The organism is Streptomyces subrutilus, from assembly GCF_001746425.1.
In the GTDB taxonomy this organism is placed as follows: domain Bacteria; phylum Actinomycetota; class Actinomycetes; order Streptomycetales; family Streptomycetaceae; genus Streptomyces; species Streptomyces subrutilus_A.
Genome location: NZ_MEHK01000002.1, coordinates 504,689 through 528,596 on the forward strand (window position 1 = coordinate 504,689; position 23,908 = coordinate 528,596).

General features: G+C 67.8%; 8 protein-coding genes and 3 pseudogenes. 5 read left to right on the plus strand and 6 right to left on the minus strand.

Annotation, left to right across the window (positions count from 1 at the left end):
• Nucleotides 1-100: 100 nt before the first annotated feature.
• Together BGK67_RS35265 and BGK67_RS35270 are read right to left on the minus strand one after the other, a co-directional pair.
• Nucleotides 101-2,760, minus strand: a pseudogene (locus tag BGK67_RS35265) (Helicase associated domain protein).
• 146 nt (nt 2,761-2,906) lie between these two features.
• Nucleotides 2,907-3,500 (minus strand): GNAT family N-acetyltransferase, encoded by a 594-nt coding sequence (locus BGK67_RS35270; protein WP_069924612.1) that lies wholly within the window; start codon nt 3,498-3,500, stop codon nt 2,907-2,909.
• A gap of 317 nt (nt 3,501-3,817) precedes the next feature.
• Here BGK67_RS35270 and BGK67_RS38500 point away from each other — a divergent pair, with 317 nt between their 5' ends.
• A complete protein-coding gene (locus BGK67_RS38500) occupies nt 3,818-4,534 on the plus strand; it encodes a hypothetical protein (RefSeq protein ID WP_141754173.1) in 717 nt (238 codons plus the stop codon).
• A 473-nt stretch (nt 4,535-5,007) separates the two neighbouring features.
• Here BGK67_RS38500 and BGK67_RS35280 read toward each other — a convergent pair whose 3' ends face one another.
• Complete coding sequence (locus BGK67_RS35280) at nt 5,008-6,048, minus strand: hypothetical protein (protein WP_141754174.1); 1,041 nt, start codon at nt 6,046-6,048, stop codon at nt 5,008-5,010.
• 314 nt (nt 6,049-6,362) lie between these two features.
• Between BGK67_RS35280 and BGK67_RS35285 the strand changes: the two genes are divergently transcribed.
• Nucleotides 6,363-9,008 (plus strand): right-handed parallel beta-helix repeat-containing protein, encoded by a 2,646-nt coding sequence (locus BGK67_RS35285; protein ID WP_069924615.1) that lies wholly within the window; start codon nt 6,363-6,365, stop codon nt 9,006-9,008.
• An 87-nt stretch (nt 9,009-9,095) separates the two neighbouring features.
• Here the strand turns inward: BGK67_RS35285 and BGK67_RS35290 are convergent.
• Nucleotides 9,096-9,873: pseudogene (locus tag BGK67_RS35290) on the minus strand (IS481 family transposase); the annotation flags it as partial.
• Nucleotides 9,874-10,031: 158 nt separating this feature from the next.
• On the opposite strand from BGK67_RS35290, the pseudogene BGK67_RS35295 reads away from it, so the two are divergent.
• Nucleotides 10,032-11,298 (plus strand): annotated as a pseudogene (locus BGK67_RS35295) (IS701 family transposase).
• Between the two features lie 401 nt (nt 11,299-11,699).
• On the opposite strand, the gene BGK67_RS38505 reads toward BGK67_RS35295, so the two are convergent.
• The gene (locus tag BGK67_RS38505; protein WP_141754175.1) at nt 11,700-11,918 is read right to left on the minus strand and encodes a hypothetical protein; all 219 of its coding nucleotides are present in this window, start codon (nt 11,916-11,918) and stop codon (nt 11,700-11,702) included.
• 518 nt (nt 11,919-12,436) lie between these two features.
• On the opposite strand from BGK67_RS38505, the gene BGK67_RS35305 reads away from it, so the two are divergent.
• Nucleotides 12,437-12,628 (plus strand): hypothetical protein, encoded by a 192-nt coding sequence (locus tag BGK67_RS35305; RefSeq protein ID WP_069924617.1) that lies wholly within the window; start codon nt 12,437-12,439, stop codon nt 12,626-12,628.
• Between the two features lie 280 nt (nt 12,629-12,908).
• Here the strand turns inward: BGK67_RS35305 and BGK67_RS35310 are convergent, their stop codons facing one another.
• Nucleotides 12,909-17,096 (minus strand): LamG domain-containing protein, encoded by a 4,188-nt coding sequence (locus tag BGK67_RS35310; protein ID WP_069924618.1) that lies wholly within the window; start codon nt 17,094-17,096, stop codon nt 12,909-12,911.
• A gap of 418 nt (nt 17,097-17,514) precedes the next feature.
• On the opposite strand from BGK67_RS35310, the gene BGK67_RS40890 reads away from it, so the two are divergent.
• Nucleotides 17,515-23,766 (plus strand): RHS repeat domain-containing protein, encoded by a 6,252-nt coding sequence (locus tag BGK67_RS40890; protein ID WP_167739679.1) that lies wholly within the window; start codon nt 17,515-17,517, stop codon nt 23,764-23,766.
• The last annotated feature ends 142 nt before the right edge of the window (nt 23,767-23,908 follow it).

The following is a 23,908-nucleotide window of genomic DNA, read 5'->3' on the forward strand; positions in this document are numbered from 1 at the left end:
ACCGCTGTTGCACCACCGTGTTGCAGCGTCCAGACGCACGAGACCCCGAGACCATCGCGGCCCCGGGGTCTCGTGCACTCCGGCTCAGCGCCGAACTGGGTCAAGCCCAGTCGACGCCCAGCTTCGCGAGGGCGGCGAGCTGGTCGGCGGTGAGCTTGTCGCGTCGGCTCTTGGTGTTGGAGACCCACACGCCGAGCTTCACGATCACCGGCTCCGCCTCGCCCTCGACCGCGATCTCCTCGCCGTGGGCGCGGGGAACCGGCCGGTGGGCGCCTTCCCGCTCCACCCACTGCGTGAGGGCTGCCAGGCCCCGCTGGAACGCCTGCTGCGCCTTGCTCGGCCCCTTCGCCGCACGGTCGGCTGCCGGGGCCGGTGGCGGCGCCTGGGCGGGTTCCACGCCCAGCGCGGTCAGCCGCTCTTGCTGCTCGGGCAGCAGCCGCGCCCAGGTAGCCGGCTGCTTCTGCTGCTGGAGCCACCGTCCGATGTCGTCGCCATCCATGAGCACGCCGGGGGCGATGTCGGGCAGCTGTCCGTCGGCGTCGACCAGGTCGGCCAGGACGCGGCAGTGCCGCTGCCAGTCCAGGGGCCAGGGGCAGTTCCAGTCCTTGTCGATCGCGGCGAGCTGCGCGGCTCGGGTTGCCGCGGTGTCCTCGTCCTTCCCGAGACCGGTCTTCGCGCCCTTCCTGCGGAGGTTGGCCATGTACTGGCCGATGGGCACCATCTCGTCGTCCTCGCCCCAGACGGCGTCCTGCCGGGGTGCCAGGTGCCCGGTGGCCCGGCGGTACGACCGGAGGGCGGCGAGCTTGGCCTCCCACGCCTCCTCGCCGGGCTCCCACACCATCCCGGCCTCCGGCGCGTCCAGCAGGGTCTTGCGCCGGTCCTCGAGTTCTCCGGCGCGCAGGGCCTTGCGCTGTTGGGGACCCACCGGCCGAGCGGGAACGCCTTCGTGACGCCGACCTCGGTCTCGGTGTCGTACGGGACGGCGTAGAGGCCGGTGATGTCGTTCTCGGCCCGCCACCGGATCAGTGCCTGGTAGCCCTCCAGCCACACCAGGGACTCGGGACGGTACACCCGGGTGCGCAGGAACGCGGCGATCATGGCGGCGTCCCGCGGGCTGGAGAAGTGCAGCAGCGTGGACTCCGCTGCCGCGTCGGCGCCGTCCTTCTGGTCCTCGCCCTCCCTGCCAGCTCCGACGATCTGCCCGTCCTCGTCGCGGCGCAGGTGGACCTTGCGCTTCCCGCTCGTGAGGGCGCGGGAGGCGAGCTGCTCCACCAGGCGCTCATCGTGACTGCGCAGGCCCTGGAGGACCGCTACAAGAGGGCGGAAGCTCGCGGAGGCCACCATGTCGGTCGGGTCCTCGCCCGGCTCCAGGAACACCGGCACGATGATCCGCGCGATCTTCGTGGAGCCGTCGCGGTTGAGCCGGAGCGCACGGCCGATGTTCTGGACGATCTCGACCTGGGAGCCGCGGGTGTCGGCGAAGCAGATCGCCTCGACGCCCCGCTCGCCGGTGATGTCGACCCCCTCACCGAGGACGCGTACGGAGGAGAGGAACGCCCGGTGCACGCGCCGGTTGTTCGCGTCGATGCCGTTGGCGAACTGGCGCAGGACCTCGCGGCGCTCGGTGACGAGATGGTCGCCGCACAGCCAGGCCGACCACACCCGGTCCGGCGGGACGTGTCGGCCGCTCTCCAACTCGTAGAACTCCGCCTCGATCGACGACCTTGGCAGCCTCTCCGCGGCCGCCAGATCGGCATCTGACGCGTCGGTGACGTACAGCTCCGCCGCCGTCTCCGGCAGCTTCTCCGCGAACGCGGCCGCCTCCTCCACCTTCTGGTGGAACGTCATGACCGTACGCAGGTTGTATGCCGCGGCGTGCTCCAGGCGGGCGGCCTGCAGCAGTGCCAGGCGCCGGCCCCGCTGCGCTTCCTCCGACTCGCCCAGGACGGGGGAGGGGCCGCGGATCTCCAGGACGTCGATCTCGAACCCGGCGAGGATGCCGCGCTCGATCGCCTCGGACAGTCCGAGCTCGGCGAGCCACGCGCCGTAGGTGCCGTCCGGGTCGTCGGCCATGCTCGCGATCTCCAGCTCCTCGCCCTCGGCGCCCTTCTGCGGCCGGGCGGCGGCCAGGATCCGAGGGGTGGCGGTGAGGTAGAGGCGGAAGTCTGCCGGGATTCGGCTGTTGTCGTGGATGGCGGCCCAGGGCCGTCCGAGGTCGCCGGCGGTGCCGTGGGCCTCGTCGACGATCGCGAGGTCGAAGCCCGCCATCTGCTGTCCGTAAAGGCGTTCCCCGCCCGCCAGAGCGGCCTCCAGGGGCCCGCGGACCTTCCGCTGACCCTCGGGTGCATCAAGATCCTCGCGGTCCACCAGGGAGGCGTACGTGGCGAACACCACGACAGGCCCCGTCCCGGCCCACAGGGCGAGCTGGATCAGGTTCGTGGTGGTGCGCACCCCCAGTTCGTTCAGCACCGGGTCGTTCTCCAGCGAGCACACCGCGACCATCGGGGCCCGGTGGCCCACCAGCCGCCATGCCTGGGCGGTCTGTGCGAGCAGGTCCAAGGTGGGGACGGTGACGAGGATCCGGCCGCCGGGGAAGCACTCCAGCGCGCTCGCGGCGGCCGTGATCGTCTTGCCGGACCCGGTCGCGGACACGATCGTTCCCCGGGCTCCCTGCGGGGGAACAGCTGACCTTGCAGGGGATCTCACCCACTTCCGGAACGCTGACTTCTGGTCGACCTGGTGCTGGTGGAGGCGGATCATCCGTGGGTCTCTCTGCCGCCTGCTTCCCGTGAGGCTCGTTCGTGGCCGGGCACGTCGGTGTCGGGCCGGGCGATGGCCGCCTTCCGACGTCGGCGGTGTTCGCGTTGGGCTTGGGCGCGGGCAGACCGTAGGGCAGCTCCACTGGGTCAGGATGGTCCGGTGTCGTCTCGGATGCGCGCGTGGAGGTGTTCGTCGTGCCAGCCGTCGGAGTGGAGGAGTGCGCTGCGCATCGTCCCTTCCAAGCGGAATCCGGCTTGGGTGGCAACCCTGCAGGAGGCCGTGTTGGCCACGGAGTGTGTGATACGCAGGCGATGCAGTCCGAGAGTGTCGAAGGCCCATTGGCTGACGGCAAGAGTGGCGTTGACCATGGCTCCGCGCCCGCGGCCGGCAGGCAACAGCCAGTAGACGAACTCGCCGCTGCCGCCTCGCAGGTCCAGGTCGGCGAGGCCGATCAGTCCGACAGGGACATCGTCGTCCGCGGGAGCGATGGCCCAGAGGGCAGCCTCCTCGTTCTGCCACCGCAACTTCCAGCGCGCAATCTTCTCCCGGGCCGTGTCGGTGGTCAGCCGATCGGGTCGGTTCCAGTGCTGGATGTCCGGGTCGATGCACGACTGCACCAGGACCTGTGCGTCGCTTTCCCGCCAGGGGCGCAGATGCATGCCCCCGGAGAGCGCAATGTCGGGCTGCCGTGTCTGCTTCATACGGCCAGGCGGCACCACGGGGCCTATCGGATTGATCATCAACCCATCATGCCAAGGGGGAAATGCGCCGCACCGGGCGCAGCTGCACACCACCACCGCCACGGCCGTGCGGGGCCGGGCGTACGACGTCGCCCGGCACCAGCAGGCGGCGATGCCCGCAGTTCAGGTCCGCGTCCGCCATCCCAAGCACGACGACCAAGAGCCGGAGGCTGGCAGTGGACCTCATCGCGATTGGCATCCACTCACCCAGTGCAGTCCGCCAGGGGTGAACATGGCGCGGGAGTGGACGATACCGACGGGGACGATGGGGCGCGCCCACCCGGTGCGTCCCTGCGTTTCTCCCTGACCTCGGTCCGGTGAGGCTGTTGATCATTTCCGCCCCGGATCACGTTCAGGTGCGGGATTTGATGTCGAAGGGCAAGGCGACGTCAGGACAGCAGGACGCAGGGTTGATCTTCCTGATGGAGGGGACGTCCTTCGCGCGGAACTGCCCGGATGCGTCCGGGACCGTCGGGGCGGACGCTGGATCCATGTCGAATCAAGAACCGCCGTCCGGTTGGGGCCAGCAGTCACAGCCGGGCGGCTATCCGCAGCAGTGGGGGCCGCCTCCTACGCGTAAGGGTAACGCTGGGAAGATCATCGGATTCTCATGTCTAGGCGCGATCGTCTTGGTCGTGGTGTTGGCGATTGCGGGCTTGCTCGTCACCGGAGGAGGGGACGCCGATCCGCGACGAGCCCCGTCGAGCCCGGACGGGCAGTCCGCAGCGCCTTCGGGACGGCCTCAGGAGGAGAGCGGTCCGCGGGGCGATGTGAAGATCACGGCATGCGACGTGGATTCCTTCACCAAGTGGCCCCATGCCGAGCTGCTGGTCACCAATCGGTCCAGTAAGGCCAGTAACTACACCGTGCAGGTTGAGTTCGTCGACGGGGCTGGTAAGCGGTTGAGCGAGGCGTATGGCGTGACGAACGGGGTAGCGCCGGGACAGCAGTCGGCGGTGACGGCTCAGAGCCTGGATCAGGTCACAGCCAAGATCACCTGCCGCATCACGGAGGTCAACCGATACGCGTCCTGAGGTGTATGGACGTCCCGTCCGAGCAGCATTGATGTTGCGTGGTTGCCCCGACCCCCCTTGACCAGGTCGACCACACGGCCGTCAAACGCCGCATCGCCTCTTGACTTGCTCCGCGACGGGCTACTGTCAGACGGCGGTCAAGGGGTACCTCTGCACGCTCTCCCTCGTCGGCCCGGTGGTGGGGGGCGGCTCCCGCGCGACCGCCCTGGTCCAGCTTACCGAGGAGATGCCGCCCGCGGTCCTTGGCCCCGCTCCTCGGGCTCCACGTATCACCGCGCTGCACTGGCGCCGCCCGAGCCGCAAGCAACTGGACCGCCTACATCCAGGCACGCCAGCGCGCGCTCGCGGACAGACGATCACCGTCCGGGCATTGATCGTTGCGGGCCTCGGTCATCCAGGTCTTGCAGGCGGCGTGAGAAGGAAAGCCGCTTTAGCGAGTTCCGGTGGGGGCGCAGAGGCAATGCAGTATGGCGCTAGCGCAGAACTGGGCAGTTTGCGGCCTCGTACTCGTCCGCGATGGTGAAGACGCTGGCACATCGCGGGCACTCGGCCTTGCCGAAGAGATGGGCGATCCCCTCAGCGAGTGCGACTTCCTCATCGCGGACAGCGATCTCGTACATCCAGCGGCCCACGCCCGTGAGCTCCTCGCGGGGCCTCGGCCGTAGGTCACGCCGGTCCACGTCGCCCAGGTTCCAGTCTCGGATCGCCGAGTAGCGGCCGTAGTCGCCGATGGCGATGGTCACCTCTACACCGCAGTGAGGGCATTGCAGGTCGTAGAAGTCGTCCGCGAAGTCCCCCAGGACGTTGGCCCAGTGGTACTGCTCCTCGACCGCGAGCAGTGCGCGGAAGGTAACCAGGTAATCGGATGGCCGCGACTGCAGGTGCCGGTCCAGGAGGGCGCCGAACTCGGCGATCACGTCGGCACTCTCAGCCAGCAGTTCGTCGCTGCCGTGGTGGCTTGCCGCACGCTCCATGATCTCGCCGGCCAGGTGCCGCGCCTCCCTCCCCCCCGATGCGAGGCGCACCAGCAGGGGCAGGGCAGCGATGCCGGCCGGCGACACCAGGTCATGCTCGAGGATCAGCCGGTGTCCCAGCTCCATCCACGCTTCCGAGTCGTACTTACGCTCCACCTGAGCGAGAAGCGCGGGGACGCGATCCACGTCAGAGTGACAGTCGTATATCTGTGCCCAGTTCACCACCCAGACATTGAACCGTCCCGCCAGCTTTGAGACGACTCCAGACCCCAACGCCTTCCCGAGAGGCATCCTTAACCTGGCGTCTGGTTTCGTGGGGTTTGCGCTTCCGGCCCTCCCGGACACCGACGTCGTCGCCCGGGGGAGCCGTACCGCCATCCAGGCGAGCTTGGTGGCGGTGACGGCGCGGCCGAACCGGCAGAAGCCCCCATCGGCGCAGCGATCGCCGTGGCCGCGCTGGCGACGACCGCGACGGCGGGTGACTCCTTCATCAGGCCACCCCGCGACTGCCAAGCCCGCGCCGTCGATCCGCTGGTCCATCGAGCCGGCCTTCAAGCCTGCGGTGCCGTCCAGCAGGCCGCCTTCGCCATCGGGCCAGTGGTGGGCCGGGGATCAGCCGGTAGGGGAGATGGTTTATCGTCGAAACGTTTCTGCGGATCCGTGTGCGCCGACTGCCACTGGGGGGCAGGAGAATCACAGTCGCGCGGCGCCGCACCGTATTGCATGCATTTCGCATGCTTGCCCGAAGGGTTTCCGTGCGTCCCACTCGTGCGACGGTCCTGTTGACCGCAGGTCTCGTCACTCTTCTTAGCGTTCCGGCTGCGACAGCCGTCGATACGCCGAGCACCCTCTATGTGAACAATGAGGGCACCTCGAACTGCACCGACACGGGGGCCGGTTCGCAGGCGGTTCCCTTCTGCACGATTTCGGCGGCAGCGAAGATCGTCAAGCCCGGTCAGACCGTGCGGATCAAGACGTGGGGGCATTATGACGAGAACGTCGTCATCGACCGGTCCGGGGAGCCGGGCAAGCCGATCACCTTCACCGCCGACACGGAGGACTTCTCCTCAGCGGCGTACCTGGAGTTCGGCAGGAGCCTGACCATCAGTGGCGCCTCCCATGTGGCGGTGCGAGGGTTGCACAGCTATGGCGGCGTTGACGTCCGCCGCTCGACGGATGTCGAGCTGGACCGGGTCTACGTCTCGAACGGCGCCTCGGCCGGGCTGGTGATCGGCGAGGGAAGTGTGGGCGTGCGAGCCGTCCGGAGCCGTCTACTCGGTGTCCGTGTCGAGGGCGGAGCGCGGGGCACCGTGCTCAGCCGAAACCAGCTCGACATCGGTTTCGAGAGGGGTGTCGACGTGATCGACGCCCCGGAAACCGCCGTCACCAACAACACACTCGTCAGCGGTTGCGGTACGACCATCTCGGTCCGTGGCGCCGCCTCGTCCGGTTCCGCAGTTTTCAACAACGTGCTCTTCACCTGGCCCACTGACTGCGCATCCGCCGAACCCCGCAAGGGCATCGAAGTGGCGGCGAGCGCGACGGCGGGTACCCGCGCTGACTACAACCTGATCACCGGGCCCGAGCTCAAGTCGACTCCCTACACGTGGGGCGGTACCGGTTACCAGACCCCGGCGGCGTTCGCGGCCGCCACAGGACAGGGCGCGCACGACATCCTGGCCCCGGACTACAGCAAGGTGGGGGCGAAGGACGGGTCTCCCACCATCGACTCCGGCGACCCGACGGCACCGGGCGTACTGCCCACCGACACCTATGGGAGGCCGACGGCGGACGATCCGCGCGTGGCCAACACGGGCAAGGACGGCGGTTACATCGACCGCGGTGCCTTCGAGACCCAGGACGTCCTGAAGGGCGTCACGCTGAGCATCGATCCGGCGTGGGCTCCCGCCGGCACCACGGTGAAGGCGACGGCCGTTCCGGACGGCCGCTGGCCCACGGGGCTCACCTACCACTACGACTTCGGCGACGGCACGGCCCCGGTCGTCACCAAGGCGACCACCGCCGAGCACGTCTACAGCTCGCCGTGCGCCTGCGTGGCCAAAGTGACGGCGGTCAACGGTGTCGGAGAGAAGGTCTCCTCCTTCGACCAGCCGGCCAAGGTGACCGCGCCTGGTCCGCTGACCACGGCTTTCACTGTCACACCCCTCCTGCCGACCTCCTCCGACCCGTTCACCCGCCGTGCTCCGCTGACCGTCTCCGTCGACACCGACGACACCGCGGCTCCGTGGCCGGTGACGAGCACGGACGTGGACTTCGGTGACGGCACCCAAGGACACATCGACAACCTGGGCGACCTCGAGCACACCTACAAGATGCCCGGCACCTACGACGTGACCGTCACCATGCAGGACGCCAAGGGCGCGAAGTCCACGGCCAAGCGCAGCGTGAAGGTCGACTACACCCCGTCGGGCTACGTGGCGACCGAACCGTTCCGCCTGCTGGACACCCGTACCACCAACACGCCCGTCCAGGGCGGGACGGCCACCCTTGTGACCCTGCCCGCCGGTCCCGCCGTACCGGGTCACCGGCTTTCCGGAGGCATGGCGGTGGCGGTCCTCAACGTGACTGTCACCGGTGCCACCGAGGACACCCACCTCAGCGTCTGGCCCTCGGGCCAGCCGCGCCCGGTCACCTCGAACGTCAACATCAAGGCGGGCGGCACCTCCTCCAACACCGTCACCGTCCCGATCGGCGCCTACGGCACGGTCTCCGCGCAGCTCAACTCCGGCAGGGCCGCGCTCATCGTCGACTTCGTCGGCTACTACCAGCCCAACGTCGGGCAGCGCTTCAGCCCGGTCACCCCGACCCGCGTCGTCGACACCCGCACGACCGGTGGCGCGCTGGGCGGCGGCCAGACCCGCACGGTCAAGGTCGCCGGTGTGAACGGCATCCCGGCCGACGCCACGGCGGTTGCCCTGAACCTGACCGGTACCGGTGCGACCGAGCAGGCGCACGTCATCGCCTACCCGGACCCGGCGAAGCGCCCGACGACCTCGAACCTGAACGTGGAGCCGGGCAAGGACAAATCCAACCAGGCGATCGTCCCGGTCGGGCCGAACGGCACCATCACCCTGTTCACCAACTCCGGTTCCACCCACCTGGTCGTCGACGCCGTCGGCTACTACGGCAAGGACGGCAACGCTTTGTTCACCCCGGTGGTGCCCAAGCGCCTGGCCGACACCCGCACCACGGGCAAGGTCGCCCCAGGCGCCACGACCACGGTGAGCGGCCTGCCGGCCAACGCCATCGGTGCGGCCCTGAACGTGACCGCGACCGAGTCCATCGCCCCCGGCTTCCTGACCGTCCACGCGTTCGGCACTCCGCGCACGAGCGCAAGCAGCCTCAACACCCTGCCGGGTCTCACCGTCCCGAACCACGTCATGACCCCAGTCGCAGACGGCAAGGTCAGCGTCTTCAACAGCTGGGGCGGCAGCAACCACGTGATCACCGACCTGCTCGGCTACTTCACCCAGAGCTAGCGGTCGCGGTCGGCCCCGGCCTTGCATCCTCCGTCATAAGCCCCAGACCAACGGCAAGGTCGAACGCCTCAACCGCACCCTTTTGGACCGGTAGGGCCGGGTTCGCTTGTGGGTGATCCCGGCTGCGGCCAGCGTGTTGCGCCAGAGGTGGGACTTGTAGCAGGAGCCGTTGTCGGTCAGGACGCGTTCGACGGTGATCCCGACGCTGGTGAAGTAGGCATGTGCCCGTTCCCAGAAACCGGTGGCGGTCTCTTTCTTCTCGTCGGCGTGGATCTCCGAGTAGGCGAGGCGGGAGTGGTCGTCGACGGCGGTGTGGATGTACTGGTAGCCGGCGCCGGACTTCTTCTTGCGGCCCGCCGGGCGACCGAGGACCTTGTGGCCGCCGCCGTCGGGGATGCTGCCGAGCTTCTTGATGTCCACGTGGACCAGTTCGCCGGGCTTCTCGCGTTCGTAGCGGCGTATGACGGTGCCGGTGGCCCGGTCCAGGTGGGTGAGGCGGGCGATCCGGTAGCGGGTCAGGACGCGGTGCACGGTCGAGGCCGGTATGCGCAGGAGTCCGGAGATGCGGGCCGGTCCCCAGCGTCGCAGGACGGATCTTGATGATCCGGCGTTCGGTGCGCGTGGGGGTCCGGCGGGGGCTGTGGTGCGGGCGGGAGGACCGGTCGGCCATCCCGGCCTCGCCGAGCATCCGGTACCGGTCCGCCCACCGCTGGGCGGTGGTGGGCGAGACCTGGAAGCGTTCAGCTGCCCGGCGGTAGGTCCAGCCGTGCTCGACCACACAGCGGGCCAGCCGCAGACGTCCGGTCTCGGTCAGGGGTGCATACGGTGGGGCACGAGGGCCTTTCGGTCGGTGTAGACGTCGCAATCCACACCGAACCCGGAAGGCCCTCACTCGTTCAAGAAGTCTCAGCCGAGACCTGCGTCACCCGTCCACAACCTCCCTGGAGAGAACACCTAGTAGTGCTTGGTCAGGTTCATTCGTCGGTGGCGTGTCCGGTTGAGGGGCTGCGTCGTTGACCGGGTGTGACACCTGGGGAGTTGGATGAAGTCCGGTGCCAGCTGGAGGACTTCGCGGCGGATGTGTTCGAGCCGTTCGCGCGGGCCGATCAGCGTCGGTGGGGTGGGGTCTATCTGCGCGGACTGCTGCTGGACGGGCAGCGTAAATCGGTGGAACCGATGGCCGCCCGGCTGGGTGAGGACGGCAACCGGCAGGCCTTGGCCCACTTCATCACCACCAGCCCGTGGGAGGCGGCGCATGTCCGAGCCCGAACTCGCATGGAAGATGGCTCCAGCGATCAACCCGACCGCGCTGATCATCGATGACACAGGCTTCCTCAAGGACGGCGACGCCTCGGCCTGTGTGTCGCGGCAGTACACCGGCACCGCCGGCAAGGTCACCAACTGCCAGGCAGGTGTGTCCTTGCACCTGGCCTCGGACACCGCCTCGGCGGCGATCGACTGGCGCTTGTTCCTGCCCAAGAGCTGGGATCCCGGCTCGCCGCAGGCCGACCCGGGCAAGGTGGCCCGCCGCGAGCGGTGCGGCATCCCGCCGGATATGGGCCATGTCGAGAAGTGGCAGTCGGCCCTGGACATGATCGACGAGACCCGGTCCTGGGGCGTCGATGTGCCCCTGGTTGTGGCCGACGGCGGCTACGGGGACACCGCGGCCTTCCGGCTCGGCCTGGAGGAACGCGGGCTGCACTACGTGGTGGGCAGCTCGACCACCGTCACGGCCCACCCACACGACGCGACGCTTCACATCCCGCCCCACAGCGGCCGCGGGCGCCCGCCCCAGCCGGCTTACCCCAAGGCGCCAAGGAGCGTGAAGGAGCTGGTCATCGCTGCGGGGAAGCAGGCGGCCCGGCCGGTGCAGTGGCGGGAGGGCTCCCGCCCAGGCAGCGGCCGCAGCGGGTTCAAGCGGATGTACTCGCGGTTCGTGGCACTGCGGATCAGGCCCGCCGGACGCGAGATCCGCAAGGCCGTCGAGGGAGCCGAGTTGCCCGCGTGCTGGCTGCTGGCCGAATGGCCCGCCACCGAGCCGGAGCCGGTGCAGTTCTGGCTCTCCAGCCTGCCCGACGACACTCCACTCACCACGCTGGTGCGGCTGGCCAAGCTCCGCTGGCGCATCGAGCACGACTACCGCGAGATGAAGCAGGCCCTGGGCCTGGCCCACTTTGAGGGCCGCACCTGGAACGGCTGGCATCACCACGTCACCCTCGTCTCCGCCGCCCACGCCTTCTGCACCCTCCAGCGACTGGCCCGGACCCCAAAAGAGACGGCGCCGGCCTGAGCCTCTACCAGGTCGTCCGCGAGATGCAGTTACTCCTCGCGGTCTGGACCGGCGCCTGCCCCACCTGTCACCGCGACATACCCATGGCGATACCAACCTGACCAAGCACTACTAGTGCTGTGGCCGGGAAGGTTTGCCGGGTCGCGGCGTCCGGTGCGGTGCATCGCAAGGCGGAGGGCCACGGCTCGTACCGGACGTACTCGCGTGGCCCGACAACGCGGCGAGGTGCCGTGCCGGGGGCCGCGACCCGGTGCACCCTCCCGGTCACAGCACTAGCCCGACCGCGCTTCGCTCGACGGCCCCGGCTTCCTGATCACGGCCGACTAGGGAACCGTCTTCGCCACCGTCGAAGCGCCTCCGGAGGGGGCGGTGTCCGTCGTCATCGACGAGCGAGAGCGTGGTCAGCGGCGAAGGTGGATGCAGATGTGCACGGTTCCTTCGCCGGCGGCCGCCGCGACGCCGATACCGAGGACCGTGCCGAGATAGTCGACGTTGTTGGTGAGGGCGAGCGCGGCTACGGCCATGGCCGTAGCCAGCAGAGTCAGCGCGGTCACCCATCGCACGGCCTTCTCCGCGCCGTTCGAAGGTGCCCGTGATGGTTCATGGTCGAGCGATGTCATATGGGATCTTCCTTGTGCAGCTTGGCTGATGGAGGAGCTCAGCTTCGTCCGGGGGCAGCGGGTCGGCCAGCAGTCCGGGGTCGTCCGGCGGATGAGCCCGGATGGGGCTCTGGCACGGCAACATGGCCCTCGATGTTGATGCGGGCGGGGAGGAAGGCAAGCAGTGACCGGGGCAGGTACGAGATGGGGGGCGTTATCAGGACCGAGTGCCGCGCACAACGAAGTGGCCAGACTGTTGCGGTCTTGGCTCGACAAGGCCAGCTGTTCTGTGCCCACCTTGATTGACCGGTTTACCTCGGAGCACTTCAGTGACGCCGAGCCGCCGCGACGCACCGCAACCTATGAGCACCTCGCGGGTAGAGGCCTCACGTGGGAATTTATCGAGGCCGTGGTGGATGTCACCACGGACGACGCCGCAGTGCAGGAGCGCCGCCTTGCCGAAGTGCGCGCTCCCTGGAACGGTCCCCTGTTGTCCTGGCGTCGGTGACGTTCTGAGCGGCCTCGGCGTTGATCCCGGCATGGACGAGGCCCTTGATCTGTTGGACGTGCTTGTCGATTCTGCGACAGAGCCGCGGCTGAAGCTCATCAGCGCGGACGAGGGGCGGGCCCTGGTGATGCTCCTCGGGCTACTCGATGATGACGGACAACCCGAGGAGGTCCGCAGGGCGGCGGGAGACTTGAGGTTCCGGCTCGGTTCGCGGCTCGCCTAATCCCGCCCTGGCCAGGATCGTGTGGTCGACCTGACGAATGCCGGCCTCATGAAAACGACAAGCTGAGGTGCCGCCTGACGGCGTCCTGCGGCTCCCGCGTTGCCGCGAGGGTCCTCCTGGCGTGCGGGAGTGGGGGCGGGATGCGGGGCGTGCAAGGCGAAATGATCGGATCACGGTTGCCCGGGCTGTCACAAACGCGTAAGGCTCTCACCCTGGATAGCGTGGGGCCCGCCACCTCCGGGGTTTCGGAGGTGGCGGGCCGGTGGACAGGTGGCTGTCGTCAGCCGGTGGCTCCCAGAGGTGTGGCGAGGCCGGGGGCGTGCCAGCGTTGGTTGTTGCCGCTGGCGCAGTCGAACAGTTCGAGTTGGTTGCCGTTGTCGAGGCGTCCGTACGGTAGGTCGAGGCAGCGGCCGGATTGTGGGTTGTAGAAGCCGTGGGTGGCGGTGGGAAGCCATTGCTGGCTTCCGGCGCTGTTGCAGGTGTTGAGCTGGATGAGGGTGCGGTTCGCGGTGCCTCCGCCGGTGGCGGTCACGCATTTGCCGACGACGCGCATTTCACCGTTCTCGCGGATGTTGAACAGTTGCGAGGTGCCTGGTGTGGTGTTGCAGTCCCAGATCTGGATGCGTGTGCCTTCGTCCGTGCGTCCGAAGTCGTCGTCCACGCACTTGGTGCTGCTGACGGCTGAGACCAGGGTGGTGCTGGTTGCCGAGGGGACGGTGGAGTGGTTGTAGACGGAGACGTTGCTGATGCTGCCCTTGAAGTACGCAGCGGGCTTGCTCGCCGTCTTGTAGCGACCCATGACCAGGGGGCCGGTGGCGTTCCATGTGTTGGCTTTGGTGTGGTGGCCGGTGCCGGCGAGGGTGCCGTTGACGTAGAGGGCGATCAGGCCGGTTCGGTCGTCGTAGGTGGCGGTGAGTTGGGTCCAGACGTTGAGCTGGGCTTTGACGGCGTCGTTCATGACGATGGTCTGGTCGTAGTCCCAGCCGGCGTCGTCCCTCTTGGACATTGCGAACCGCCAGGTGCCGTCTTGGTCGTGCCAGAGCATGAAGTCGCTGGAGTGCGCTCCGTCCTGGCTGAGGACGACGCCGGTGGGCAGGGCGGACTTGGCCCAGGCGGAGACGGTGAAGCTGCGGGTGGTGTCGACGCCGGGCTTGGTGGCGGTGACGGTTCCGCTGGTTCCGTTGAGGGCGACGACCTTGGTGGTGGCGCCTGCCACGGTGTCGTCGCCCCTGGTGGCACCGGTGGCACTGAGGGTGGCGTTGTTGCTGCCGCGCAGGTCGACGGCGGTGCTGCCCGAGCCTTCGTTCAGCTTCCAGTGGGCGGTGGAGATGCGGGCGTCGCCCATGGTGTGGCCGGAGCGGAATCCGGTGACCTTTCCGGAGGTGGCGACGCCGTCCCAGGTACGCAGGCGGTGCAGGCTGTCCAGGGCCCACAGGTCAGCGATGCCGTCGGCGCTGGTGTCGCCGGAGGAGCCGATGACGGGGTGCGTGGCCGCCTTGACGCCGGAGCCGATCTTGGTGCGTTTGGTGTGGTCGCCCAGGGCCGCCGGGTTTCCGGCGATGTTGGCGTACTGGTAGATGTCGCCGGTGGTGTTGTCGCGTGCCCAGAGATCAGGGAGACCGTCACCGGTGGCGTCACCGGGGGCGATAAGGGTCAGGTTGTCCCAGCCGGATGGGCTGAGGACGAGCACGACGGGATCGCGTAGTTCGCCGTCCGCGCTGGTGCCCTGCAAGAGCACCAGCGAGCTGTTCGTGCCGTCGTTCTCCACGGTGAGCAGGTCATTGCGAGGTGTGGCGCCCGCTTCTGGCAGGGCGTCGCCGACGGCGAGGATCTGCTTGACCCGGGTCCAGTTCTCAGCGTATTCGCTCCCGCAGGGCTGGCCCGTGGCTGCGACGGTGCAGTCGTCGACGTAGGGTCGCTGGACGGTTAGGGCTTTGGAGGCGTGGTAGTAGAGGCCGCCGTTGGCTGCGAGTCCGCCCTGGGTGAGGGAGTTGCGGTAGAGCTTGAGCTGTCCGTCGCGGTAGGTCCACAGGTCGTCGATGCGGATGCCGTTGCCGCCGCGGTGGGTGGTCAGGGTGCCGCTGCCCCATCCCTTGCCGCCGGGGCTGTTGGCCACGTTGGAGGCGATCACGCCGCCGGCGGCGGGATCGATGGCGGTCGGGTAGACCACGAGGTCGCCGTTGGCCGTGGGGGCGACGAAGTCGACGCGTTCGTCGCCGGTGATGTCGCCGAGGGTGGTCTTGGCGTTCGGATTGTCGGGGACGTAGAAGGTGTATGTCTGCTGCTGTGAGCGGTTGCCGGCGCGGTCCACGGACTGGACGCGCAGGACGTTGGTGCCCCAGGTCGTCGGAGTTAGCGGGATGGCGGCGCTGCCGTCTGCGGCCGCGTTAACGCGGGTGGCGCCGCCCACTGGGATGGCTGAGTTGAAGGCCCACTCGTAGTACAGCACCCCGCTGAGGGCGTCGGTGGCCTTGACCTTGAACGTTCCGGGCTGGCCGATGTGCTTGGTGGAGCCCGGCAGGGTGCCGGACGGTGGGTACTCGCCGGAGGTGACGACCGGGACGGACGGCGGCTGGGTATCAAGCGAGAACGTGCATCCGCTGACCCAGTTGGCGGACATCATGTCGCCGTCGCCGCCCGTAACGCGCCACGAATAGGTGCGGCCGTCCGCGAGGTTGGTGGGGTGGGCGGAAACCCAGTGGGTTCCGTTCGCTGCCCCGATCCAGCCGCTGCTGTACGCCACGGTGCCGCCGGCGGTGTCGACGACTTCGAAGATGGCGTCGTTCACCTGGCCGTCGGGGTCGCCGATCCAGGCGCCGATGGTGAGGCCGGCGTAGTTGGTGGCGCCGACCCAGCCGCAGCCGTTCCCGTTCGGGTTCTGCGGGGCGGGGCTCGTGTTGAGCTCCCACGGGTCGTACGGACGCCGGTTGTACTCGATGTAGAAGAAGGGCAGCTTGCTCTTGTCCCGCGTGAAGCGCTTGAAGGAGTTGTTGCCGCTCGTCTTCGACTCGTTCGACGCGAAGAGGGCGTACGTGACGTTGCCGCGCCAGGCGTTGCCCGCCAGGTGGTCGCGTACGTCCCACTCGCCGCGCGTGGTCGAGCCGGGGCAGCCGGAGCCGCCAGCGCTGTTCATCGAGGTCGTGCGCAGCACCTCCCAGTCCCGCGGTTGCCTGTTCCAGGAGATGTCGGTGAGCAAGTCCGTGGTGGAGTGCAGGTCTACGTTGTAGCTGTTGGAGCAGGTGGCGTCAGCCGCGTAGGACTGCGTTGCGTTGAACGACGCCTTCTTGATGCTCTTGTCACCGAGGTCGCCGGTGTCCAGTTGGACGTAGTACCGCTCCAGGCCCGTCCTGGTGCGCCAGCGCTGGTAGCCGACGCCGGGATCGTAGGTGTCGCTGTAGTCGTCGTAGCTGACGGTGTCCGGGTAGGCCTCCTGGACCCAGGCCCAGTGCTGGGTGCCGCGGCTGTCGGGCGTCCAGGCGGGGTCGATGTAGACCGGGTAGGCGGTGGAGGGGTCCGCCAGGAAGGACTGGTCCGGGGTGAGGGCCAGGGAGTCCTTGCCCAGGTCCGCCTGGAGCCGGATGACCTTGGCGGAGTCGCCCGGGCCGTCGCTGTCCGAGAGGGACTTGACCGGCTCGTCGTCCATGCTCTCGGATCCGATCGCCGTCTGGGAGAACGCGGCGGTGGTGCTCGATGGTTTGGCGAGCGGCACGGGGGCGGGGGCGGTGGAGTCCCACATGGTCGGGGTCGGAGCGTGGAAGACCGTACGACCTGATGTGTCGGTGGCCTTCAGGTTGCCGTTGGCGTCGGCGGAGACGGTGACGCCCTGTCCCTTCAGGCCCGTGGTCAGCTTCGCGAGCTTCGGGTGCTTGGCAGCCTCGGCGGACTTCACGACGAGAATCTGGGAAATACCGCCGCCCTCGTCGGCCGTCACCTTCAGATCCGTGCCCGGCACGACCTCGCGGTAGACGGCGCTCGCGCCATCCAGCACGGGTGCGGGAAGTGGCTCGGGCCAGCTCAGCACGAGCTGTTTGCCGTCCTGGTCCAACATGGCGAGCGGCGTGGTGCCGCCACCGGACAGGGTCAGGCCGCTCACCGTGGCCTTCGGGCGGAGCGTGCCGTCGGCTGCCTTGACCAGGGTGGCGTCCAGGTCGGCCCATGTGCCGTCGCGCTTGATGCGCAGCGGAGCGACGCTCCGCGTCAGGCCCAGCGAGCCGTCCGGGTTGGCCACCAAGGTGTCCGTCTCGGTCGTCGCCAGCGGTACTGGAACGGGCTTCCCGGTGCGCTTGGCCTCGGCCAGCGCGGTGTTCTCCGCGCGTTCCCGCTCGGTCGTCGGCCGTTCCGGCGGCGTCTGGGCGGTCGGTGCCGCGCCCGCGTGCGCAGCCGACGCGGGCGTTGCGCCGATGGTTGTGACGGTCAGGGCCAGGACGACCAGTCCCGCCAGTGCGACCGGCCGACGGACCGGTCGCATTCTTCGTGATATTCCCCCCACGGGAACTCCCCAGTGTGATCGTTTTCGGCAACTCGGCGTGCACGCTAACAGCCCACTGGCCAGGCCGCGCGTGATAGCAAATGTGGAATCCGATATTCCCAGGAACTAACTCGAAGGATCGCGACAAATCGATCGATGAAATCGAGCCATCATGCGTGCGAACAGCCATTTTTCAGAAAATCTCTGAGGATTGGCAGGTCAGGTGGACACACCTTGTCCTGATTGGTTCGCGTTTTGCGAACCAGCCACCAGATAGGCTCTCGGGCCAATTGATCAACTCGGCGACCGTGGGGGGAATGCCGTGTCGGTATCGGCGGCTGGACTTCGAGCGATGAGAAGAAGCTCGAAGCTCAAACAGCGCATCGCAGTTCCAGTTCTAGTAGCGCTATCACTGGTCGTGGGCTCGGGCACCGCCCAAGCCGCACAGTGGCAGCCGAAAGATCAAAGCCGCTGGTCACCCGGCAAACTGAGGAAGACCGAGTCGGTCTCCGGGAAGAACGCCCCGAAGGCTGATCCGAAGCCCCTGGGGGGCGGCGGCGCCGCGGTCTGGCGCCCGAAGGACGTGTACTGGCCGCCCGCTTCTCAGGCCGAGGTCGATCTTGGTGCTGTGGCGCCCGCTACTGCGCGCGGTTCGCTGTTCACCGCGCCCGCGCCCTCCAGCGTCCCGGCGGCTCCCGCTGCCGACCCGCGCCGTGCGGGAGCGGCCCCTGTCTGGGTGAGCCCTGGCTCAGCCAAGGACGCTCCGCGTTCGGGCAAGGCCGCGGTGCAACTCAAGGACAAGGCCGCTGCGGAGAAGGCCGGCATCCAGGGCCTGCTGCTTGCAGTACGTCCCGCTGGGGATGAGATAAAGGCCGGTCCGGTCAAGGTCTCCGTGGACGTCTCGCACATCGCGGGTGCCTTTGGCGGCGACTGGCTCCACCGGACCCGCCTGGTCACGCTGCCGGAGTGCGCGCTGACCACGCCTGAGCGCGCGGAGTGCCGTACGCAGACGCCCGTGGAAACCCTTCGTGATGGTGACCGGGCCGGGCTGCTCAGCGCTGAAGTTCTCCTGAAGGCCGGCTCTGCAGCCGAAGGCATGCGTTCGAGCGGTGCTTCTACCGTTTCCGGCGGGGCCACGGTGCTCGGCGTGACGACCTCGCCTGGCGGATCCGCCGGCACCTATGCCGCCACCAGCCTGGCGCCTTCGGGCAAGTGGACCAGCGGCAAGAACACCGGCGGCTTCTCCTGGTCGTACCCGATCGCCGTACCGGATGCGCTGGGCGGTACCAAGCCCGGTATCTCCCTCTCCTACAGCTCGCAGTCCGTGGACGGCCGTACGGCCGCTACGAACAACCAGTCCTCGTGGATCGGTGAGGGCTGGGACTACTCGCCCGGCTTCGTGGAGCGCAGCTTCAAGCCATGCGCCAAGGACGGTCAGGCCAACTCCAGTGAGCAGTGCCTGTCCGGTCACAACGCGACGGTCTCTTTGGACGGGAAGTCCTCGACCCTGGTCCGCGATGACACCTCGGGGACCTGGCGGCTGGAGAACGACGATGTCTCGAAGGTCGAACGGCTGACTGGTGCCGCCAATGGTGACAACAACGGTGAGTACTGGAAGATCACCACGCCGGACGGGACCCAGTACTACTTCGGCGTCGGACGCAAACCCGGCAACGCCACCGCCCCAGCCACCAACTCTGCCTGGACCGCTCCCGTCTATGGGAACAACGCGGGTGAGGAGTGCAACAAGGCGACCTTCGATGCCTCCTGGTGCCAGCAGGCTTGGCGCTGGAACCTCGACTTCGTCGTCGACCCGCGTGGCGGGGTCATCACTCACTGGTACGACATTCCCCAGACCAACTACTACAAGCGCGGCGTGTCCGAAGCGACGCCCAACGGCACCCTTGAGAAGTACATCCGTGGCGGCACTCTCGCAAAGATCACTTACGGTTCGAAGCTGACAGACGCGGACACGGTCAAGCCGACCGCCCAGGTGCTCTTCACCAGTGACGAGCGTTGCCTGCCCGACGCGAACTTCGACTGCGCGCCGAACAAGCTGACCAAGGCCAACGCCACCAAGTGGCCTGACGTCCCCTTCGACCAGCACTGCGCATCCAGCGGCATCTGCGAGAACACCTCTGCCACCTTCTGGAACACCAAGCGCCTCATCAAGATCACCACACAGGTCCTCAACGGCACGGGCACCTACGACAATGTCGACTCCTACGCGCTCACGCACCAGTTCCCGAATCCCGAGGACCAGACCGCGCCGGCCCTGTGGCTCGCCTCCCTCCTGCACACCGGCCATGACGGGGCAACCGCGCTTCCGTCCAAGCCGGTCGTGTTCTACGGCAAGCTGCGGAACAACCGCGTCGACTCCAGCGGAGACAACCGGCCGGCCATGAACCGGCACCGCATTGTCAAGATCCAGTCCGAGACGGGCGGGATCACCGACATCGGCTACGCCGACCCCGACTGCGCACCCGGGGCGGGCCTGCCCACGGCCCAGGACTCCAACACCACCCGCTGCTACCCGGTCTACTGGAACCCGGACGAGAAGAGCCCGAACGATCCGACCCTGGACTGGTTCCACAAGTACGTCGTCACCCGCGTCACCGAGCTCGACAACATCGCCGGCTCCCGCCCGCAGGAGACTCGGTACGAGTACGTCGGCGGCGCCGCCTGGCACCGCGACGACGAGGAACTGACCGAGGACAAGCGCCGCACCTGGAACCAGTTCCGCGGCTACGAACAGGTCATCACCCGCGCCGGCACCGCCCCCGACGCCGTCTCCAAGTCCGCGGCCTTCTACCTGCGCGGCATGGACGGCGACGTCAAGGCCGACAAGAGCAAGCGCACCGCCACCTTCACCGGCCTCGCCGGAAACACGGTCAAGGACTCCAACCCGTTGGCGGGCACGGTCCGAGAGACCCAGACCTTCGCTTCCGACGGCGGCGAACTCGTCGCCATCGCCCAGAGCGAACCGTGGCTCTCCAAGGTCACCGCTACCCACAGCCGCGGCACCACACTTCCCGCGCTCACCGCACAGATACAGCGCGACGGCTCATCCCGCGAGAAGAAGCTGCGCGCAGACAAGACCTGGCAGACCACCTCGGAGACCGTCAAGTACGACGACACCTACGGCATGGAAGAGTGGACGCGCGATCAGGCGGACGGACTGCCTGACACCTGTACTACGACCTCTTACGCCCGCAACACCGCCGCCTGGATGATCGACCGCGTCTCCGAGACGGTTCAGATCCAGAGCGGCGACTGCGCCGCCGCCGCGACCGAGGCGAACACCCTCAGCCGCAATCGCACGTTCTACGACGGCCAGCCACACGGAACCCTCACCGGTCCCGGACAGGTCACCAGTACCGAAGAGCTCGACCGCTTCGAGGCCGGCCAGCCCAAGTACAGCCTGAACAGCACGAACACCTACGATGCCTACGGCCGCGTCACCAGCGTTACCGATGCCGCAGGCGCGAAGACCACTACGGTGTACGAGCCGGCCGCACCGGCCGCCGCCACCACGCTCAAGGTCACCAACGCCAAGGACTGGACCACCACAACCACCCTGCATCCCCTGCGCGGTGTGCCGATCAAGACCGTGGACCAGAACAACCGCACCACCGAGGTGTCCTACGACGCGCTCGGCCGCACCACCGCCGTATGGCTGCCCGGCCGCGCCCGCACCTCGAGCGCGAGCAAGGTGTTCACCTACGACCTCAGCAACACCACCACCAGCACGGTCACGACCCAGACGCTCCGCGCCGACCAGTCCTACGCGACGTCCATCGCCATCCTCGATGCGCTCGGACAGCAGGTCCAAGTCCAGTCCGTGCCCCAGAACGGTGACGCAGAGCGCCGCCTCATCACCGACACCTGGTACGACAGCCACGGGCGCGCCGCGAAAACCAACAACACCTACGTCAACGCCGCGTCCCCACCGGTGAAGACTCGTTTCATCCCCAACGAGAATCAGATCCCCTCGACGACCACGACACTCTACGACGGCCTCGGACGCGCAACCGCCAGCGTGTTTTCCTCCAAAGCCATCGAGCAGTGGCGCACCACGACCGCCTACCCGGGCGTCGACCGCACCGACACCATTCCACCGAAGGGTGAAATGGCGGGCAGCGTGATCACCGACGCCCTCGGGCGCACAGTCGAACGGCGCAAGTACAAGAGCGCCACGCCCACAAGCGACTACGACACCACCCGGTACGCGTACAACGCCGACGGCAAACTGACTCGGATCACCGACCCGGCGGGCAACGCCTGGACCTACGACTACGACCTCCGCGGCCGCCAGATCCGCTCGGTCGACCCCGACAAGGGCACCTCGACCGTCACCTACGACAACGCCGACCGCCCTGTTTCCACCCAGGACGCCCGCGGCACCAAGGTCTTCACCAGCTACGACATCCTCGGCCGCCCCACCTCCCGCAACAAGGACACCGCCGACGGCACCAAGCTGGCCACCTACGAATACGACACCGTCCTCCCCGGCCAGCTCACAGCCTCCACCAGTTGGGTGGACGGCAAGCCCTGGCGGCAGGAGACCACCGGCTACGACATCGGCTACCGGCCCACCGGCAGCACACTGACCGTGCCCGCCGGCGAAGGCGCCCTCACCGGCACCTACACCGCCGCCACCGCCTACGACCCCATCACCGGACTCGAGCGCCGCACCACACTGCCCGCCATGGGCGGCTTGCCCATGGAGCGCCTCTACACCGGCCGCAACATCAACGGCTTGCCCGTCTCCTACGGCTCGGACAACGACGGCTACGTCAACTTCACCGACTACGACGAGTTCGGCCAGGTCCAGCGCACCACCTTCGGCGACGATCCACGCCAGGTCAGCCTCACCCAGATCCACGACCCAGCCACCGGCCGTCTCCTGAACACCCAGCTCAAAAAGCAGGACGCGGCTACCCCGGTCGACATCACCGACTACACCTACACCCCCGCCGGCGACGTCACCTCCGTCACCAGCACCCAAGGCGCCGCACGCGACACCCAGTGCTTCACCTACGACTACCTACGCCGCCTCACCCAGGCCTGGACCGACACCGGAACCACCACCACCCAGCCCAGCCCCACCGTCCCCGGCATCGGCGGCTGCACCAACACCAACCCGCAGCCGGGCAAGATCGGCGGCACGGCCCCCTACCGCCAGTCCTTCACCTACGACGTCACCGGCAACCGCACCTCCTCCACTGACCACGACCCTGCGGGCGACGCCGCCAAGACGGTCACCACCACCCACGCCTACCCGACCCCGGGCTCGCCCCGCCCGCACGCCGCGACCTCCACCACCCGCACCACCGGCACAGGCCCGTCCACCACCAAGCCCACCACCTACGACGCGGCAGGCAATACGCTCACCCGCCCCGACGCCGCCGGCACCACCCAGACCCTGACCTGGACCCCCGAAGGCCGCCTCGCCTCGGCCACCACCACCGAGGGCACCTCCACCTACCTCTACGACGCGGACGGCAACCGCCTGCTCCGCAAGGACCCGGGCAAGACCACCCTCTACCTCGGCTCGAACGAACTCACCCTCAACACCGCCACAAACACGCTCACCGGCACCCGCTACTACGCCACCCCCGGCGGCACCACCATCGTGCGCACCTCGGACGGCAAATGGGCCTACGTCGCCGCCGACCACCACAACACCGGCACCACCGCCATCGACGCCGCCACCCTCCAGGTCCAACGCCGCATCGCCAAGCCGTTCGGCGAGGACCGCGGCACCAAGCCGACCGCCTGGCCCGGCGAACGCGGTTTCGTCGGCGGCACCCAGGACAAGACCACAGGCCTTACCCACCTCGGAGCACGCGAGTACGATCCGCTCCTCGGCCGTTTCCTCTCGGTAGACCCGAAGATGATCACGGACGACCCCCGGCAGCACAACGCCTACCAGTACGCCAACAACAGCCCTCTCACCGAGTCGGACCCCACTGGCGAAGCCCTCGAAGAGTGCAAGAGCGGCATGTACACCTGCACCAACGCCGGCACCAAGCCCACGGGATATGGGAACAACTACGAACGAGAAGTCAAAAACAGCGGCGGAACACTCGCACCCGAATATGAGAGGCAAAAAAGCCGCAACAAATACGCCTGCCGAAAAGACCCCAGCTGCAAGTACCGCAACAACTCTGCATCCAGCTATACCAAGAAGGCGGAAAAGAAGCCGGAAAAGAAAACCCTCTGGGATTCCCTCAAGGGTGGGGTCAGCAAGGCGTGGAATAGTTCGGTGAAATGGGTTCACGACAACCAGGCAGCATTGGGGTGGGTCCAAGTCGGGTTGGGCGTCCTTTCAATGATGACTCCGCTCGGCTGGGTGGCAGGCGCGGCATTCATTATCGGCACAGGCCTAGCAGTTGCCACAACAGCAGAAGCCTGCACCAGCGGGAATGGATACGGGTGCGCGGCCGGCTTTGCCAGCATTGGGTTTGTCGGAGCAGGATTCAAGCTGGGCAACGCCGCACAATCCACCCTGAGGAATGCAGCAGGCCAGACCTTCGGTAAGCGAATCGTTCAGAAGGCGCAGGGGCGAGCGCTTCAAGGTCTCGCCATTGGAGCGAACGCTATATCTGTCGACATAACGCTCGTCGGGACCACTACGCCGTCGTTCGTTGACCCAAACCGGAAGTGATCTGACAGCACGGATGAACATTTGCGCCTGAAGGGGCTCTCTCCTTCAACTTCACCTGCCCTGGTGTGGGGTGAGGGGTTCACACCTCCTCACCCCACACAAATCCGATAGTATACTCAGGGTTATCGACAAGATCGAAGGG